The 18,575-nt window shown below is 37.7% G+C and carries 17 protein-coding genes; all 17 read right to left on the bottom strand.

The genetic code is table 11. The features are described from left to right. Window positions 1-119: 119 nt before the first annotated feature. The 17 genes from mfd to metG all read right to left on the bottom strand — a co-directional run bounded on the left by mfd (window position 120) and on the right by metG (window position 18,378). A complete protein-coding gene (gene mfd, locus C9J31_RS00385; protein WP_107950845.1) occupies window positions 120-3,632 on the bottom strand; it encodes a transcription-repair coupling factor in 3,513 nt (1,170 codons plus the stop codon). Window positions 3,633-3,945: 313 nt separating this feature from the next. After that, a complete protein-coding gene (locus tag C9J31_RS00380) occupies window positions 3,946-4,173 on the bottom strand; it encodes an anti-sigma-F factor Fin (RefSeq protein ID WP_010857031.1) in 228 nt (75 codons plus the stop codon). Between the two features lie 181 nt (window positions 4,174-4,354). Then, window positions 4,355-4,915, bottom strand: a complete 561-nt coding sequence (pth, locus tag C9J31_RS00375; RefSeq protein WP_107950843.1) for an aminoacyl-tRNA hydrolase — start codon at window positions 4,913-4,915, stop codon at window positions 4,355-4,357. A gap of 262 nt (window positions 4,916-5,177) precedes the next feature. Beyond that, a complete protein-coding gene (locus C9J31_RS00370) occupies window positions 5,178-5,765 on the bottom strand; it encodes a 50S ribosomal protein L25/general stress protein Ctc (protein ID WP_107950841.1) in 588 nt (195 codons plus the stop codon). Between the two features lie 339 nt (window positions 5,766-6,104). Further along, a complete protein-coding gene (locus C9J31_RS00365; RefSeq protein ID WP_107925817.1) occupies window positions 6,105-7,064 on the bottom strand; it encodes a ribose-phosphate diphosphokinase in 960 nt (319 codons plus the stop codon). 24 nt (window positions 7,065-7,088) lie between these two features. Further along, window positions 7,089-8,459: a bifunctional UDP-N-acetylglucosamine diphosphorylase/glucosamine-1-phosphate N-acetyltransferase GlmU gene (gene glmU / locus C9J31_RS00360; protein WP_107925820.1), complete on the bottom strand. Its 1,371-nt coding sequence runs from the start codon at window positions 8,457-8,459 to the stop codon at window positions 7,089-7,091. A 271-nt stretch (window positions 8,460-8,730) separates the two neighbouring features. Continuing rightward, window positions 8,731-9,024, bottom strand: a complete 294-nt coding sequence (spoVG, locus tag C9J31_RS00355; protein WP_054768430.1) for a septation regulator SpoVG — start codon at window positions 9,022-9,024, stop codon at window positions 8,731-8,733. A 238-nt stretch (window positions 9,025-9,262) separates the two neighbouring features. Beyond that, the gene (locus C9J31_RS00350; RefSeq protein ID WP_054768429.1) at window positions 9,263-9,637 is read right to left on the bottom strand and encodes a RidA family protein; all 375 of its coding nucleotides are present in this window, start codon (window positions 9,635-9,637) and stop codon (window positions 9,263-9,265) included. 3 nt (window positions 9,638-9,640) lie between these two features. Continuing rightward, window positions 9,641-10,468 carry a pur operon repressor gene (gene purR / locus C9J31_RS00345; protein WP_107950838.1) on the bottom strand — a complete coding sequence of 276 codons (828 nt, stop codon included), beginning with the start codon at window positions 10,466-10,468 and terminating at the stop codon, window positions 9,641-9,643. Window positions 10,469-10,524: 56 nt separating this feature from the next. Continuing rightward, window positions 10,525-11,391 carry a 4-(cytidine 5'-diphospho)-2-C-methyl-D-erythritol kinase gene (ispE, locus tag C9J31_RS00340; protein ID WP_107925822.1) on the bottom strand — a complete coding sequence of 289 codons (867 nt, stop codon included), beginning with the start codon at window positions 11,389-11,391 and terminating at the stop codon, window positions 10,525-10,527. A gap of 305 nt (window positions 11,392-11,696) precedes the next feature. Beyond that, a complete protein-coding gene (locus C9J31_RS00335) occupies window positions 11,697-11,879 on the bottom strand; it encodes a small, acid-soluble spore protein, alpha/beta type (protein ID WP_010857022.1) in 183 nt (60 codons plus the stop codon). Window positions 11,880-11,992: 113 nt separating this feature from the next. Then, window positions 11,993-12,253, bottom strand: a complete 261-nt coding sequence (gene veg, locus C9J31_RS00330; RefSeq protein WP_010857021.1) for a biofilm formation stimulator Veg — start codon at window positions 12,251-12,253, stop codon at window positions 11,993-11,995. Between the two features lie 155 nt (window positions 12,254-12,408). After that, on the bottom strand, window positions 12,409-13,290 hold the full coding sequence (rsmA, locus tag C9J31_RS00325) for a 16S rRNA (adenine(1518)-N(6)/adenine(1519)-N(6))-dimethyltransferase RsmA (RefSeq protein ID WP_107950837.1): 882 nt from the start codon (window positions 13,288-13,290) through the stop codon (window positions 12,409-12,411). Next, window positions 13,283-13,849, bottom strand: coding sequence for a ribonuclease M5 (gene rnmV / locus C9J31_RS00320; protein ID WP_107950835.1), 567 nt, complete (start codon window positions 13,847-13,849; stop codon window positions 13,283-13,285). The genes rsmA and rnmV overlap by 8 nt, the downstream gene beginning before the upstream one ends. Window positions 13,850-14,015: 166 nt before the next feature. Then, on the bottom strand, window positions 14,016-15,227 hold the full coding sequence (locus tag C9J31_RS00315) for a resuscitation-promoting factor (RefSeq protein WP_107925828.1): 1,212 nt from the start codon (window positions 15,225-15,227) through the stop codon (window positions 14,016-14,018). Between the two features lie 135 nt (window positions 15,228-15,362). Further along, the gene (locus C9J31_RS00310; RefSeq protein ID WP_107950833.1) at window positions 15,363-16,133 is read right to left on the bottom strand and encodes a TatD family hydrolase; all 771 of its coding nucleotides are present in this window, start codon (window positions 16,131-16,133) and stop codon (window positions 15,363-15,365) included. Between the two features lie 253 nt (window positions 16,134-16,386). Continuing rightward, entirely contained in the window at window positions 16,387-18,378 is a 1,992-nt protein-coding gene (gene metG / locus C9J31_RS00305; RefSeq protein ID WP_420798441.1) for a methionine--tRNA ligase, read from the bottom strand. Window positions 18,379-18,575 lie beyond the last annotated feature (197 nt).

Genomic DNA, 18,575 nt, shown 5'->3' with positions numbered 1-18,575 from the left:
CTGAAGAAAAAGGATTTCAAAGCCAACAATATTTTTCATACCAGTTATAAATGGCAATAGAATAACAAGATATAAATAAAAACTGGTCATTATCACCTATGATAATGACCAGCTTTTGTTTATTGTTCTTTTTTCGCATTATCAATAATCTGCATCATTTCTTCTAAAATATCAAACGATTGATATTTTCCGCACTTTCGTTCATCAATCGTTAATTTTAATTGCATGCCGTCCATACCAAAACCAACAGCTCGCTCAAACTTCATTGACTCTGAAACAATTTTGCTTCCATTGACTTTTGCTGTACCTTCCTCAGAAAATAAAATTGAGATAACCTTCTGCTTTTCCTTTACTGACATTACGCCTGCTCCTAAGCCCCAGACCTTCATACGAGCAATACGCAGTAAACGCTCTGTTTCAACCGGAAGATCTCCAAAACGATCCTCTAACTCCTCCGTGATCTCTTCAAAATCCTCGATTTGATCCATTGCCTTAATACGCTTATACATTTGAATCTTTTGATAGCCATCTGGTATATAGGCATCCGGTATATAGGCGTCAACATTTAATAAAATTTCTATTTCAGGCTTATCCTCTTTTTTCACACCTGTCTGGCGTTCAGCAATGGCCTCTTCAAGCATTTGCGAATACAAGTCAAAGCCAACAGAATCAATAAAGCCATGCTGTTGCGCGCCAAGCAAGTTTCCTGCACCACGAATCGATAAATCGCGCATCGCAATCTTAAAGCCAGATCCTAGCTCCGTAAATTCTTTAATGGCCTGCAACCGTTGCTCAGCAACATCTGTTAGTACCTTGTCACGTTGATACATAAAGTACGCATATGCTACTCGATTCGAACGTCCAACCCGACCTCGCAATTGATAAAGCTGTGCTAAACCCATTCGATCAGCATCGTGTACTATAAGCGTATTTACATTTGGAATATCCACACCTGTTTCAATAATGGTTGTCGTAACAAGCACATCGTAATCACCTTCTAAAAAGGCTAAAATCACAGATTCTAACTCTGTTTCGGTCATTTTCCCATGTGCATGCCCAATACGCGCCTCAGGGACAAGCATTTGGATTTCATCGACCTTACGGGCCATATCCTCCACTCGGTTATATAAATAAAACACTTGACCACCACGTGCCATTTCTCGCTCAATTGCTTCACGCACTAATGCCCCACTATGCTCCATAACATATGTTTGGACAGGGAAGCGATTTGCTGGTGGCGTCTCAATAACTGATAAATCACGTACACCAACCATGGACATATGGAGTGTTCGTGGAATTGGTGTTGCCGTTAATGTTAAAACATCGACATTGGTTTTTAGTTGCTTAATTTTTTCCTTATGGGTAACACCAAAGCGCTGCTCTTCATCCACAATAAGCAGACCGAGGTCTTGAAATGTTAAATCTTTCGATAAAATCCGGTGTGTCCCAACGACAATATCCACTTGTCCTTCTTTTAGACCTTTTAACGTTGCTGTTTGCTCTTTTTTCGTACGGAATCGAGATAGTAATCCTACATTGATGGCAAAGTCTTGGAATCGCTCTCGGATCGTCTCATAATGTTGTTGAGCAAGAATTGTTGTCGGTACAAGGAAAGCAACCTGTTTACCATCCTGAATGGCTTTAAATGCTGCACGAATCGCAACTTCCGTTTTACCGTAACCAACATCTCCACAGACAAGGCGATCCATTGGTCGTTCACGCTCCATATCACGCTTCACTTCAATAATTGAACGCAGCTGATCTTCTGTTTCTTCATAAGGGAACGATGCTTCAAACGTACGCTGATCGTCATTATCAGGCGCAAATGCATGGCCCTTTTCCGCTTCTCGCTTGGCATACAACTTAATGAGATCATCGGCAATATCTTGAACGGCAGAGGATACCTTTGCTTTGGCCTTTTTCCACTCTGCCCCACCTAATTTATGTAGCTTTGGTTCACGGTCTTCAGATGCCACATATTTTTGGATTAAATCTATTTGCTCTACTGGTACATACAATTTATCGTCAGCGCGGTAACGAATATGCAAGTAATCCTTATGTGTCCCATTAACCTCTAACGTTTCCACACCAATATATTTCCCTATACCGTGATGTACATGCACGACATAATCGCCTGGTTTAATTTCTGTATAGCTTTTAATACGTTCAGCGTTCGTCATTTTTTGAGCACGTGCTTTTTTCTTTGCCTGTTGTTTAAATAATTCATCCTCCGTTACAATCGCCAAACGCTGTAAAGGTAATTCAAAACCACTCGACAACACGCCATCTGTAATATAAATCCCAGGCTCATTTGGTTCCCCAATTGTGGCATGGATATCATATTCATCTAGCATCTGCTGTACACGTTTAACACGATCTTTATCTCTAGCAACTATCAGTACAGTAAATTTACCCATCAGCCATCGTTCAATTTCACTTTGTAACAACGCCATCTGGCCATGGAATTGCTGCATTGGCTTACAAGAAAAATTAGTCGCTTTATTAAATGAGATGCCCGCAAATGTACGAGAAAATAACGATAAAAATAGTTTCTGCTGTGAAAGCATTGCTAAAATTTCCTTTAAAGAAAAGGCTGGCTTTACATCATGCACCATCTTTCCTTCTTCAATCAGCGATAAAAACCACTCTTCTTCTTCACGCTCCCAAGCATCCATAACTTCCTGGACACGACCAAGTTCATCAAATAATACCATGCCATCCCGTGCAAAATAATCACCTAAGAAAGCAGTTTTTTCATACAATAGCGAACCAAATTTGTTCACATAATCCGGTAAATTCCCTTGTTGAAGCAATTCAATATCATATTGTATGTTTTGATAAAGCAGTTCTTTTGTTTCCTGTTTTTTTACTTTTTTCAAGCTAACCGCTAATGCTGCTCCCAAGCGACTTGCTAACGATGTTCTCTCTTCCTTTGTCAAAATTACCTCTGACGCTGGTAGAATACGAACCTTTTGCAATTTATCGATGGAACGCTGATCATCGGCAGAGAACGTACGAATGGAGTCTACTTCCGTATCAAATAGCTCAATACGAATAGGTGCTTCTAGATAGGGTGGATAAATATCTAAGATTCCTCCACGCAAGGCAAATTCACCTGGTGATGTCACCATTGAATTGCGCACATACCCCATCGCTACTAGTGTTTGTAGCCATTCCTCAATCTGAATATCCTCACCAATAGCTGTTTGTAAAAAATATTGTAGCCAATGTTCCTTAGGTGGCATTATTTTACGTAAACCCGCAACAGGGATGATATAAACAGCTTTCTCACCCCTCGCTAGACAGTCCAGTGTTGCTATGCGCTCTGCACGCAATTCTGGCGATGCAACAGATAAGTCGGCAGCAATAAATTCATCTGCGGGATAGTAATGGACATGCTCCTCACCTAATAAGCCAACAAGTTCATCGACCATCTTTTGTGCCTGCAATAAATTGGGTGACACAATATAAATAGGCTTTTGTATATAGTCAAACAACGCATCGACCAGTACTGGGCGTGCGCTCCCTGTTAATCCTGTTATAAGCTGCGACGCAGTAAGACCACTCTGAATTTCCTGTATAAATGATATGATGTGTTTGTCCTGCGACACAAGCTTTCGTAAAACTTCCACAGTCAAAAGCTCCTTTCAGCGCAAAAATTCTATTTATCCATATTCGCCTATACTATCAATCTACTATAATTATATGCATTATTATTGTCTAATTATCAATCACATCTCGGCGCAAATATATCAATCATGTGCCTTTTACAATAAATCTGCCAATTTACTTCACTGTCTATTTACGATTTTTTTTAAAAAACGACGCGTCTAGATTATGCACGATAAATGGCACAATAATTTAACACAAACTGTACTAAACTTTATAAAACTAAAACGGAAAAAGCTTTGGACGCACACAATGTGCGCCAAAGCATCCTTCCTATTATTGTATCCATTTATTGAGTGCATGATAATCTGGATATTGTTTAAGCGAGTCCTCACATTGCTCACAAATGCAGTGCACAGTCGTTTGTCCATGCTGATCTTTTTCAACATAATCATCCGCTTCACCCATCTCGAAAATATGCAACTTCCGAATTGTATCATCTGCATCAAATGGTAGTGTCCCTATTTCTACTTCACAATGCCGACATCGATAACGAACTGACATCTCCAAATCATCCTCCCTTTAAGCAACTTACTACTTAAAGTATAGACATTCCCGAAAAGGATTATGCACTATTCAATGACGCTATTGAGTTCAAACGTTCAAAACTGCATTGTATGTTCGCCGAGAAAACATTTGCGACATTTGCAAGAAAGCTTAAATAAAGTTTGATTTAAAAGCACGACTAGCTGTTAAAATGATTCATCACATCAAGGAATGGTTTTGAAAGCGCTGCTTCTACGGCATTTACACTCTTGTCAATCGCATCCTCAATAACACCCTGATCTTCTTTAGCAAATTTTGACAGCACATAATCCGCTACCTTCATGCCCGCCGGAGGACGATTAACACCAATACGTATACGATTAAACTCTTGTGTTCCTAAATGCTGTATTAATGATTTAATACCATTATGCCCTCCTGCACTACCTTTTTGACGTAAACGAAGCTTTCCTGTCTCTAAATCTAAATCATCGTAAATAACAATTAAATCTTCTACATCAATATCAAAATAATCCATGAGTGGGCCAACACATTCACCCGATAAATTCATATATGTTAAAGGCTTAACAAGTAGAACCTTTCCTTCAGGACGATGTATAGTTGCATACATACCATTAAATTTTGAATTTGTTAAAGGTGCATCCCACTTTTTCGCTAATGCATCAATAACATCAAAGCCAATATTATGGCGTGTATGCTCATAAGGTTTACCTGGATTCCCTAAACCAACGATAATTTTCATAAGTACCTCTCTTCTCAATCTAATAGTCATTATTTTACCATATCGAGCTCTAAGAAAACATTTCGATACATTTCTTCATGAAGAAATGTATGATAACCTACTAGTAATAATTTTGAAAATTCCAGTTAATCCCTAAATTTATTTTACGTCTAACTACTGAGAAATTCAAAAATTTTACTTTTTTACAACAAAAAAATGCTATCAAGACAGTCACTGACGACCATCTTGATAGCATTTCCCTAAGACATACTTTTAGTCTTATTTATTCTTCGTTCTTTTCTACTTCTTCTTCCTCTACAGAGGCAACTGGTGCCATAATAGTCACCAATGTATAATCATCTTCACTAATAATATCAAAATCTACTTGCTCGCGAATATCCGCTACCATAATAGAATCTCCAATAGCAAGTTTAGTAATATCAATTTCAATTGTTTCCGGGATTTCCGTCGGTTTCACTTTTATTTTAATTTCCAAGTTTGGTTGCATTAATATGCCACCTTCACTTACACCAACAGACTCACCAACAAGCGATACGGCTGCATCAACTTCTAATTCCTCAGACATATTAATAGCTAAAAAATCAATGTGATTCACTTCATCCTTTAAACTACATTGTTGTACTTCAGATACGACAACATTTACTCTTGTCCCATCTAACTCCATTGGAAATACACCGTTACGTCCATTTTTTTGAACGAACTTTTTAAATTCTTTCGCAGAAATAGAAATTGGGGTTGAATCTAATTTGTAGCCATAAATTACCGCTGGAATAGCTCCCCCTTTTCTAAGTTGGGTTAATGTCGAACGATGCCCAGCTTCGCGTTTTCTTACACTTAAGACTGTACTCATATCTATACCTTCCCCTTCCAAGAAAAATTACGCCTATGCAAAAATGCACCTGTCAAAACAGTACTATCTGCAAAGGGCTCTAACAATATTTACATCAATTACTAAATCTTAATGCAAATATAATTAGTAATAATTACTAGTATACCCTTTCATAGAAGTTTTCACACTTAACAGCCACACAAAAAGGACAAATCTACTAAAAAACGTAGATTTGTCCTTAATTTGTCACACATTATGCTAAGTTCTTCGATTGTTTAGCCATTGAATAAGCTATTAACGTATAAAAACAGTTATAGCATGCATGTACAATTTAATAAGAATAATTAGATATGATTAATATTAATCAAATAAAGTACTCACTGATTTATTTTCGTAAACACGAGAAATTGCATCTGCCATTAATTTAGCTACTGAAAGCTCTGTAATTTTCGGGGATTTTTTCTCATCAGAAAGCTGAATTGTATTCGTTACAACGAGTTCCTTAATTGCTGAGTTTTCGATACGTTCGATTGCTGGACCTGATAGTACAGGGTGTGAGCAGCAAGCATAAACTTCTTTTGCACCAGCAGCACGCAATGCATCTGCACCGATAGTAATTGTTCCTGCAGTATCGATAATATCATCAATCAAGATTGCCACTTTACCGTCAACATTACCTACGATGTTCATCACTTCTGCAACATTTGGTTTAGGACGGCGCTTATCAATAATAGCAATTGGTGCTTTTAAGCGTTCTGCCATTTTACGAGCACGTGTTACACCGCCATGGTCAGGAGAAACAATAACAATTTCTTCTGTAGGGATACCTTTAGATTTGAAGTAATCAGAAAGTAAAGGTACTGCCATTAAGTGGTCGATTAAAATATCGAAGAACCCTTGGATTTGTGGTGCATGTAAATCTAATACGATGACACGCGTTGCACCAGCCGTTTCAAGTAAGTTTGCCACTAATTTAGCTGTAATTGGCTCACGTGCTTTTGCTTTACGGTCTTGACGAGCATAACCATAGTAAGGCATTACAACGTTAACTGTACGAGCAGATGCACGTTTAACCGCATCTACCATTATTAAAAGCTCCATTAAATGTTCGTTTACAGGTGCAGAAGTTGACTGCACGATAAACACGTCACAACCACGAATACTTTCTTCAATACTAATTTGAATCTCTCCATCGCTGAAGTGTTTCACAGAAGATTTACCTAATTCAACACCCATTTCTTGCGCAATTTCTTGAGCAAGCGGATTGTTTGAGTTAAGTGAGAATATTTTTAATTGTGAGTTTGCATATTGATACGGCATGATGGCCTCCTGTTTAGTTGATAATTATTTTGAATTTAATTTGCTTACATAATTCGGTTTGTTTTCTTGTCTTGCACGGGCGATTGCCAATGCATCTTCAGGAACTTCTTTTGTAATTGTAGATCCCGCTGCAATAAATGAACCTTTACCAATCTTTACTGGTGCAACTAGATTAGTATTACATCCTACAAATACATCATCTTCAATAATTGTTTGGAACTTATTTTTCCCATCATAATTCACTGTAATGGAACCACAGCCAATATTGACGTTACTTCCTATTTCAGCATCACCAATATAGCTTAAATGCGATACTTTCGTGTCATTCCCTAGCTTACTTTTCTTCACTTCTACAAAGTTGCCTATTTTTACATGGCTACCTATATCAGAAAGTGGGCGGATGTTGGCAAACGGCCCAATAGCTGTATCTTCCGCTATAGCGCTTTCACGCACAACAGATGAATGCACAGAAGTTCGATCGCCGACACGGCTATCTATGATTTGCGTGTTCGGTCCAATGATACAATCTTCACCAATTACAGTTGCGCCTTCTATCATACAGCCCGGTTGAATTACCGTATCACAACCAATAACTGCATCTGAGCTAATGTACGTAGCCTCAGGGTTAGTAATTGTTACACCGTTGCGCATATGGCGTTCATTAATACGTGCGCGCATTAATGTCTCTGCTTGTGACAAAGCAACACGATCATTAACACCTAGTGTTTCCTCAAAATCTTCTGTTACAAATGCTTCGACGATGTTACCTTGTTTTTGTAAAAGTTCAATCACGTCAGGTAAGTAGTATTCACCTTGTACGTTATCGTTTTTTACAAGTTTTAAAGTCTCAAATAACATTTTGTTATCGAAGCAATAAGTGCCCGTATTAATTTCCTTCACAAGTTGTTGCTCTGTAGTAGCATCCTTTTGCTCCACAATTTGCTCCACTTGTCCATTGTCGCCACGTAAAATACGACCATAGCCTGTAGGATTTTCTGCAACAGCTGTTAAAATTGTCGCCTTGGCATTTTTAGCTTGGTGATGTTCGAACAAAGCCTTCATTGTTTCAGGACGAATAAGAGGTGTATCACCGCATACAACTAATGTTGTACCTTCTTCATTACCTAGAATAGCCTCTGCCTGTTGAACAGCATGTGCCGTGCCTAACTGTTCAGCTTGTAAAACATACTCACTTTTGTCACCAAGTTGTTGTTGCACTTTTTCTGCACCATGTCCAACAACCGTTACGATGCGATTTACACCTACGGTTTGAATGTGATCTACAACATGTTGTACCATGGGTTTCCCACAAACTGGATGTAGTACTTTATATAATTTGGACTTCATACGTGTACCTTGACCTGCAGCCAAAATGACAGCAAAAATGTTGCTCATCTGTAAGTCCTCCAATACGCTCATTTTCTCTTATGACTATATAGCAAAATTCAACTCATTTCAAGGCATGTTGACTTGACAAATCGATGAATTCCTAATTCAATCACGCCTTATGCTCGAATGTTATTATGTATGCCCTAAATTTGCACTTTTTCGTTTTTTTCGCAAAATAAAAAGAACTCCTCATTCTGAAGAATTCTTTTTATTAGCATTCACCAAAAATATGATAAATTGGCAAAAGCTCTTTAAGTGTACATTAAATATCATTTTACTAGACGCCAATTCCTTCTAATTCTTCTGTCTCTTCAGCTTCGTTAGAATTGTGATACGCATGTAAAATAATCTCTTGAATTTTATTGCGTGTAGTAGAATTGATAGGATGTGCAATATCCCTAAATTCTCCATCGGGTGTACGTTTACTAGGCATAGCGACGAACAAGCCTGTATTGCCATCAATTACACGAATATCATGTACCACGAACTCATTGTCGAGTGTAATGGAAGCAATCGCACGCATGCGGCCATCCGTTTGTACACGACGTAATCTTACATCAGTAACTTCCATTTTCTCACCACCTCTCTTCTTAGATGCCTAAATGAAAATATCATATTCTGCATTACCGAATATTTTCCTTTTCATAGTCTACCAAATTTTCTAAAAAATTTGAATACTTCATTTATAATTTGCTATAATATTTTCTCTAATTTACGGAAAGTTTGACAATTGTTTGTCAACTATCCTTCTCGTTACTAAAAAAACCCTTTGAAAGAACTTGCATTCTTTCAAAGAGTTTTCATTATTTTTACTTTACAATGGCAATAACTTCAATTTCTACTTTTACGTCCTTTGGTAAACGTGCTACTTCTACTGCTGAGCGAGCTGGCTTATGTTCTCCAAAATGACTAGCATATACTTCGTTCATCGCAACAAAATCATTCATATCTTTCATAAAGACTGTTGTTTTTACTACATTGTCTAGTGATGATCCTGCAGCTTCTAATACCGCCTTTAGATTAGCAAACACTTGGTGTGTTTGCGCGACAATATCTCCGTCCACTAATTCACCTGTTGCCGTTAGCGGAATTTGACCTGAACTATAAAACATGCCATTCACGATAATTCCTTGCGCGTATGGTCCGATTGCTGCTGGTGCATTCGTTGTTGCTACTACATTCATTTGTCATTTCTCCCTTTTTGAAAAATAATTACCTTCGCTTAATGCAATTGTACGGTCTTTTTCATTTACTTCATGAAGCTTCACAAGTGAGTAATAATCATCTACTAACGTTTCATCTGCATGTTCAGCTTCTACAAGCACGGCAATGCCTGCTAATTGGCAGTCAAATTCCTCTAATAGATTTTTCATGCCATTCATCGTACCACCGACCTTCATAAAGTCATCAGTGATAAGTACACGTTGGCCACTCTTCATGCTTCTTTTTGATAATACCATTGTCTGAATTCTTCTGGAAGAACCAGATACGTAGTTTATACTTACAGTAGAACCTTCCGTAACCTTACTATCTCTTCTCACAACGACAACAGGTACATTCAAATGTCTCGCAATAGCATGGGCAATTGAAATTCCTTTTGTAGCTACGGTCATAATAACATCTATTTGTTGATTTGCAAATGCAGATGCAAACACCTTTCCTACCCGATTAATTAAATCCGGGTTGCCCAGTAAATCTGTCATAAATAAATAACCACCTGGCAATAATCGATCTGAATGCTCTAATTCTGCCTTTAAATCCTGTATGACTAATCGAACTTCAGCTTCGGACATTTTAGGGATATACTTTACTCCCCCTGCAGCGCCCGGCACTGTCATCAATAACCCGATTCCTTTTTCTTCGAAAGTTTCTTTTACAATCGTTAAATCTTCACTAATCGAAGACTTTGCAGATTGATATAGTTCTGAAAAATAAGTTAGCGGGATCAGCTGATGTGGATGTTCTAGTAAATAGTACGTCATATCAACTAGTCGTTCACTACGTTTCCATTTCATGCGACCCTCTCCTAAACACGAATATTTATAGGTAAAATTAACACAATTATGCGTTTTTAAGCAAGCGTATTTCGCTCTCCTAATATACGCACAGCATATACTTCTTCACAAAAACCACGTAAACCATTATAAATACGGCTTACACGAGCTTCACTATCCACGAGACCAAACACCGTAGGGCCGCTTCCGCTCATTAATGTCGCATCTGCTCCAAAGCGCTTCATTTGTTCTTTTAACATAACAACCTCTGGATGCAACTCAAATGTTACAGTTTCCAAAACATTTCCTAATGATGCACAAAGTAGCTCATAATCTTCTGTCTCAATTGCTTGAATCATTTGCTTAGTATTTGGATGGGCCAACCCTTCAACTTTTAACCCACCATATACTTCTGCTGTTGATACGCCTATTTTTGGCTTAGCTAACACAACCCAACAGTTTGGTGGTGCAGGTAATTCTTGAATTTTTTCCCCACGCCCTGTTGCGAGTGCTGTGCCCCCGTATACACAAAATGAAACATCTGAACCGATTTTAGCTCCTAGCTCGGCTAATTCATCTATTGATAAATCTAAATTCCACAGCTCATTTAAGCCCTTCAATGTAGCCGCTGCATCACTACTACCACCTGCAAGACCTGCCGCAATAGGTATTTCTTTTTCAATTGTAATGGATACACCTTGTCCAATGCCGTATGTATCTTTAATAAGACGCGCTGCCTGATAAGCAAAATTACGGTGGTCATTTGGTACAAAATTATCAGTAGAGATAATTTCAATTACACCATCTTCTCGAGACTCTAAGCTAATACGATCTGCCAAATCGACAGTCGTCATGACCATCTCCACTTCGTGATAATTATCTGGTCGTTTATATAGCACATCTAATGTTAAATTAATTTTCGCAGGCGCCTTTACATAAAGCATCTTACTTCCTCCCTCATAACAACAGCACATATCAATTTCGCCGGCGTAATTATGTCCGGATTTTGAATTATGCATGCACAATTAACTCCTTTCAAAATCCGTGACATCCACGTCACTTTTGGCGCAAGATTATTTCATTTTATTTTACCATAATGGGATAACGAAAACTGAAAAAAAGAACCGTTTACCTTCTACGGCATAACGGTTCTCTTTCGTCAGTTGTTTTGTTGTGTTGACAAAGGTTGTTTTCCCCTTGTCGTAGAACGAAGTAAATTTGATAAATAGTCTAAGCTTTATTCATTAAACTACTTATTACGCTCTTGCTCACTACTTGCTCGTTCTGCCATTTCAATGGCACGTTTCACCATATTACCAGCATCTCGAGCTTTTATGCCGCCCCAGCCTTCTCTTTCCACAACATCATAAAATCCAAGTTCTTTGGCGATCTCTTCTTTTAATCGAGGTGACATGATACCTTTTCTAGGCATATAAACTCCTCCTTTTACAACTGACGAATTTAGTATGCCCGGTAAAACGAAAAACACTCATGCAGTTTTTAACATGCATGAGTGTTTCAAAATATAGAAATAAGTACTAGAAACTATTTTGCGACAGCAGCCTGTGCTTCGTCTAAAAATGTAATCTCTACTGCTTCAGTTAAAATATCTGTGTAGCTATACGATACGCGCTTGCACGTATTGTCTTCTTGATCAAGCTCGACTACGAAGATTGCACGATATGTTTCACGCAATATCCCTGCACACTCGACCGTTTTCTTGCGACCACCGTTTGCTTTCAACTGCAAACGTTTACCCAAATGACAATCCAACGACTTTTTAATGTCCGCTAAAGTTTTTGGCATTTTCGCTTACACCTCACTAATAAATAGTATAAGCGATACGCCCAAAAATGTCAACAAAATATAATATTTTATCAGTCAACAATAATTGTTGTCAACTTATTTTTAATGAAAAAATATATTTTTTTTCATATTTCATGAAAATGTTAACAAATTTTTTACTTTGCAAAGGTTGGATAAAGGCTGTCCGCTAATTTTCCAAACTCAATAATAGAAAGCGTTTCACCACGACGTGTAGGCTCAATTTCTGCAGCTGCTAATGCTTCTAATATTTTTTCTTTATGTGCCTTGCCGTTTGGTAAACCTGACTGTAAATTATTGAAAATTGTTTTACGACGCTGTACGAACGATGCACGTGTTACAACAAAAAGAAAATCTTCATTAATGACTTTTACGGGTGGTTCATTATGTTTAATAAGACGTATAACAGCAGAGTCTACATTTGGCTGTGGCATAAATACAGTTTTCGGTACCGTCATGGCAATTTCAGCCTTCACATAATATTGGATGGCAATCGATAACGAGCCGTATTCCTTCGTTCCTGGCTTAGCTGTTATACGGTCTGCTACTTCCTTTTGCATCATTACTACAAAGCCTCGAATCGGCAAACGGTCATTTAATAATTTCAATAAAATAGGTGTTGTTACATAGTAAGGTAAATTTGCCACGACCATGATATCATCAATACCCGGCATTTCCTCTTCTATTACCTTTGCCACATCCGCCTTTAAAATATCCGAATGAATGATCGACACATTATTATATGGGCTTAATGTATCTTCTAGTACTGGTAATAAACGTTGATCGATTTCAAAAGAAACAACTTTTTTGGCGCTCCGAGCTAAATGCTCTGTTAATGCACCAATACCAGGGCCAACTTCAATGGCACCACTATTTTCAGTTAAGTTTGCATGGCTAACAATGTTTCGTAAAATGTTTGGATCAATTAAAAAATTTTGTCCTAAGCTCTTTTTAAATGAAAATCCATATTTCTTTAAAATTTCCTGTGTTCGAATCGGCGTTGCTATATCCTTATGCATTATTTTCCTCCTGATCTAACTGTGCGACAGCCGCACCAAATTGCTGTTCCGTTATTTGAAACATTTTTAATCTTTTATGAAGTTGTTTGCCGTTTGTTGCGCCGATGTTCAAAATCTCACCTAGACGGTCACGGCGTGCTTTTGCCCGTGGATGGCCAATTAAATAGGCTGTCATTAAATCTTCTAGTGTGATGTCATCAGTGATTGGATTTTCAGTATTCGGGGTATAGACTAGTTGTAAAGCCGCGCGAATATCTTCATCTGCGGCATGCTCAATCCCTAAGCCTTTACCGTTTTTCGCAATGGTTTTAGCTTTTGGCAAAAAAGCATGTTTTACTCCTTCTATACGCTGCTCGATAATTGCACGAATTCGACGTCCTGGATAATCTGGGTCAGTAAAAATAATCACTCCGCGTTTATCCTTTGCATGTTGAATACGTTTTAGTGTCTCTTCTGAAATTGCAGATCCATTTGTCTCAATTGTATCTGCTTGAACAGCTCGTTTAATGGCTGTTGTATCATCTTTTCCTTCAACGACAATGATTTCTTGTATTTGCAAAAAGGCTCCTCTTTTCTACCTTATCTTCTGACCATTTTACAACTGCCCTGTAGGATTGTACAGAAATACTCAGCTCTTTGGTTATATACGTAAAAAAGCTTTCCTGCCAGTCAATACAGGAAAGCAATGCTAAGTGAATAACATTTTGATATATTTTACAAATTTTTTAATTTAATACTTTAACACGCACTTTCTTACGTCCCCACTTACGTGCTTGGGTATCTGATTGTACTAGTATATCGATCTTATTACCCTTAATTGAGCCGCCAGTATCCCCAGCAATCGCTGTTCCATAGCCCTCAACCCATACTTTTGAGCCAAGCTTAATAACAGACGGATCTACTGCAATTACTTTCAAGCCAGAATCCGATCGTAAATTAATGCCTGTAGCCGATGTTCCCGAACAACCTTTACAATAAGGCGTATAAGCTGTTGCAGTTACATAAAATTCTTTCCCACTAGCTGGCTCAGATGAACCACGTGATAAAGTCGTTGCACTCGCTACAACAGTTTTTGTACCCACTGAAACTACTTTCTTAGTTGGCTCTTTTATTACTTTTTCAGATTGTAGATTTTTCGTAACAATCTTTCCATTTTCTTTCACGACTTCATACGTTCGAGAAATAGAACCTTTCTCGCCCGCTGTTACCACCTTTTCTTTTCCCTTTTGCAAAGAAGCGTCCTGCTTCTTTTCAACTGCGAAATCTAAAGAGTCTTCCACTACATCGATAACCTTTTCTACGCGAACTATTGCGATTTTACTCTCTGGAGTGATAACGTCCTCCAGGTTATTCTCGACACGATCGAATTCATTTAACTGAACTCCCTGTTGTTTTAAAAAGTTAGCGACCGTAGTCGAAGTGGACCAAACTTGTCTTTTCTCTAAGCCATCGACAAGCGCTACCTGAAACGCTTTTTGAATTTCGATTTTGTTATCTGCTCCTACTTCTGTATCCAAACCTTGAACTAATGTGTCGTGCTCTGATACTTCGATATTGGCATCCTTCAAAATGTTCTTCACTAGTTTTTCAGTTGTCCAAACTTTTGACTGATTTCCGTCAACTGAAATGGTTACTTCTTTTGCCTGTTCCCATGTAATTGCTATTCCGTTAACAATTTTGGTGTTCAGAGAGGGTGATATTTTGTCATGCGCTGCTACATCTATGTTTTGATTTTGTAAAAATTCTTCTACAGTTTTGGCATGTGTTGCTGCTTCAATTGCTTCCCCGTTAGCGTCAAGCGTTACGGTTTTTTTGGTACCTTGAAAAAGCACGAATGCTATTACAGTTACAAACAGGACAAGTGTAGTAATTCTTATCACTGTTTGCTTACTCCTCAATGATCCTAAGAACAAGTTTTTCATGGAATTATTTGACATGAAAAAACGCCTCCTTAATACAAAGTTGGATTATACGGACTAGATTTAACACTGTCAACCCAAATGTATTTCAAAAAAAATGACTGGGTTTTTTTAAGCCCACCACAAATCCAGTATTGGAGGCATCTCAACTCGTTAAACGTCAATCCCAAAAATTTTTTTTGCATTGGCTGTAGTTTCCTTCGCTACATCCTCAATTGTTAACCCTTTTAAACGAGCGATTTCTTCAGCAACTAAAGGCACTAATGCTGGCTCATTACGCTTCCCACGATAAGGATGTGGAGCTAAATACGGGGCATCTGTTTCAATCATAAGATGCTCTAAAGGTATCTCTGTTGCGACTTCCTTTGGCATACGAGCATTTTTAAAGGTCACAGGTCCCCCTAAACTAATCATAAAATTCATAGCAATACATGCACGAGCAGTTTCCACACTGCCACTATAACAGTGCATAACTCCTCCCACAGATGCGGCATTTTCTTCACGTAAAATTTGTACAACATCACCTGTAGCATCTCTATTATGGATTACAATCGGTAATTTTACTTTTTGCGCTAAATGAATTTGTTTACGAAATAGTGCTTGTTGAACCCCTTTTGGAGATTTATCCCAATAATAGTCCAACCCAGTTTCACCAATACCAACAACTTTAGGATGTGCTGCTAAATTTTCAATCCATTTCAAATCCTCTTCGGTACAATCGACCGCGTCAACAGGATGCCAACCAATAACACCATAAATAAAATCATGTTGCTCAATCAGTTCCATTGTTTTCTCGATTGTTTTACGATCGAAACCAACCACAACCATTGTCTCAACCTTAGCTTCAAGTGCTCTATTAATTACCTCTTGTAAATCTTCTTCATACTGATCTGCATTCAAGTGTACATGTGTATCGATGAACATTGTCATTCTCCTATCACTGATTTTATTAAAAAATATTATTTCATACTTTGCATAGACATTACAAATTCGTTACAAAGAATTCGTCATTGTGACAATTCGCTTATTCAACATCAAGCTTTATATTACTATATACCCATAAAAATTCATTAAATTACGTCTGTAAATTATTTTAAAATAACAAAACAACTAATTTACATGTTGATTGGAAAGGCCTGCTGAATTTTTTCCCATTCAGCAGGCCTTTCTTGTTTTTTTACTTTACTTTTGCACCATTTTCAAGTTTTGAATCAACTGTTGCTAATTTTAAAATCCCATCTTTTTCACCAGCTAAAATCATTCCTTGCGATAATTCACCACGTAATTTAACTGGTTTTAAGTTTGTTACCACAATAACTTTTTGACCGATTAGCTCGTCTGCAGAATAGAACTTAGCAATTCCCGAAACTACTTGACGTTGCTCATATCCTAGGTCTACTTGGAGCTTTAATAATTTGTCTGCTTTCGGTACAGATTCACACGCTGTAATCGTTGCTACTCGTAAATCTATTTTCATAAAATCATCAATAGTAATTTCAGGAATTTCTGGAATCTCTTCAGCTACTTGCTCTGCTTTTGGTTCTTCGTCTTGAGAGGTTTTCACAGAACCACGCATTTCCTCTCGTATATAGGCAATTTCGATTTCACTATCTAAACGAGGGAAAATAGGAATACCTTTATCTACCACTTTAATGTTTGCTGGAATAGTATTGCCGAATGTTTCAATTGTTTCCCATGCTAAGAATTTGTCATCTAAACCGAGCTGGTCAATAATGCGTAACGGAGTAGATGTCATGAATGGTTGTAACATGACTGCAATTTGGTGCAAGCTTTCTGCCAAATTACGCATAACGGCCCCTAATTTTGGCTTGCCTGTGTCATCTTTTGCTAATACCCATGGTTGTGTTTCGTCAATATATTTATTGGTACGTGAAACGAGCGTCCATAAGTCTGCTAGTACGACACTAAATTGCATTTTTTCCATACTTTCTTCATATTTAATACGCACAGATTCTGCTTGCTCTTTTAATGCCCTATCAAATTCTGTCGGTTGTAGATTTTCTGCAGGTATAATACCGTCAAAATATTTGTTTATCATAGAAATTGTTCGGTTTAATAAATTACCCAAGTCATTAGCCAAGTCGAAATTTGTACGCTCAACAAATGACTCTGGTGAAAATACACCATCAGAGCCAAATGGTAGTTCGCGCAATAAGAAATAACGGGTAGCATCTAATCCATAACGTTCAATTAACATTTCAGGATAGACAACGTTACCCTTTGATTTAGACATTTTACCATCCTTCATCATAATGAAACCGTGTGCAAACACTTTTTTCGGTAATGGCAAATCCAATGCCATTAAGAAAATTGGCCAATAGATCGTATGGAAGCGCACAATGTCTTTCCCTACAACATGTACATCCGCTGGCCAGTATTTGTTGAATAATGTTTCATCCTCTGAAAGATAACCTAAAGATGTAATATAGTTAGTTAACGCATCCACCCATACATAAATAACGTGCTTAGGATCCCCTGGTACTTTAATGCCCCAATCAAATGAAGTTCTTGAAACAGATAAATCTTCAAGTCCTGGTTTAATAAAGTTGTTAATCATTTCATTTTCACGAGATTCCGGTTCAATGAATTCAGGGTTTTCTTCATAGTATGCTAATAGACGATTTGCGTATTTCTTCATATTAAAGAAATACGACTCTTCTTTTACTTTGTGAACAGGACGTCCACAGTCTGGACAGTTGCCCTCTACTAATTGTGTCTCCGTAAAGAATGATTCACAAGGTGTGCAGTACCACCCTTCGTATTCACCTTTATAAATATCACCATTATCCAAAAACTTTTGGAAAATCTTTTCGACAGCTTTCGTATGACGCTCCTCTGTAGTTTGGATGAAATCATCATATGAGATGTCCATCAAAGACCAAAGCTTTTTCGCAGTATCGGCAATCTCATTAACATATTCTTGAGGATGTTTACCCGCTTCAGCAGCTTTTTCTTGAATCTTTTGACCATGTTCGTCCATCCCAGTTAAAAATCGAACATCATATCCGCGTAAACGTTTGTAGCGTGCAATAGTATCAGAAGCTACTGTCGTATACGCGGTACCGATATGAAATTTCCCACTTGGATAGTAAATCGGGGTTGTTATATAGAATGTTTTGTTTTGTTCGTTCACGAGAACTGCCTCCATTGTTTCACAGTATAATATCTATTCTATCGAAGTACCAAATTCGTTTCAATGAAAGTTTATTGAATGCGAAAATTGTCGAATAATATATTAATCCATATAATGTATTTTTAAAGAAGCTTTTTTACTATAAATTTAAATCTATAATAAAAACCTTTTAAAAAAACCAAAATATCTGTTTTCTTCTCAGAAATTTTTAC

The organism is Lysinibacillus parviboronicapiens, from assembly GCF_003049605.2.
Lineage (GTDB): Bacteria > Bacillota > Bacilli > Bacillales_A > Planococcaceae > Lysinibacillus > Lysinibacillus parviboronicapiens.
Note: the sequence above shows the minus strand (reverse complement) of the source record. Positions and strands in the feature narration are given on the sequence as shown.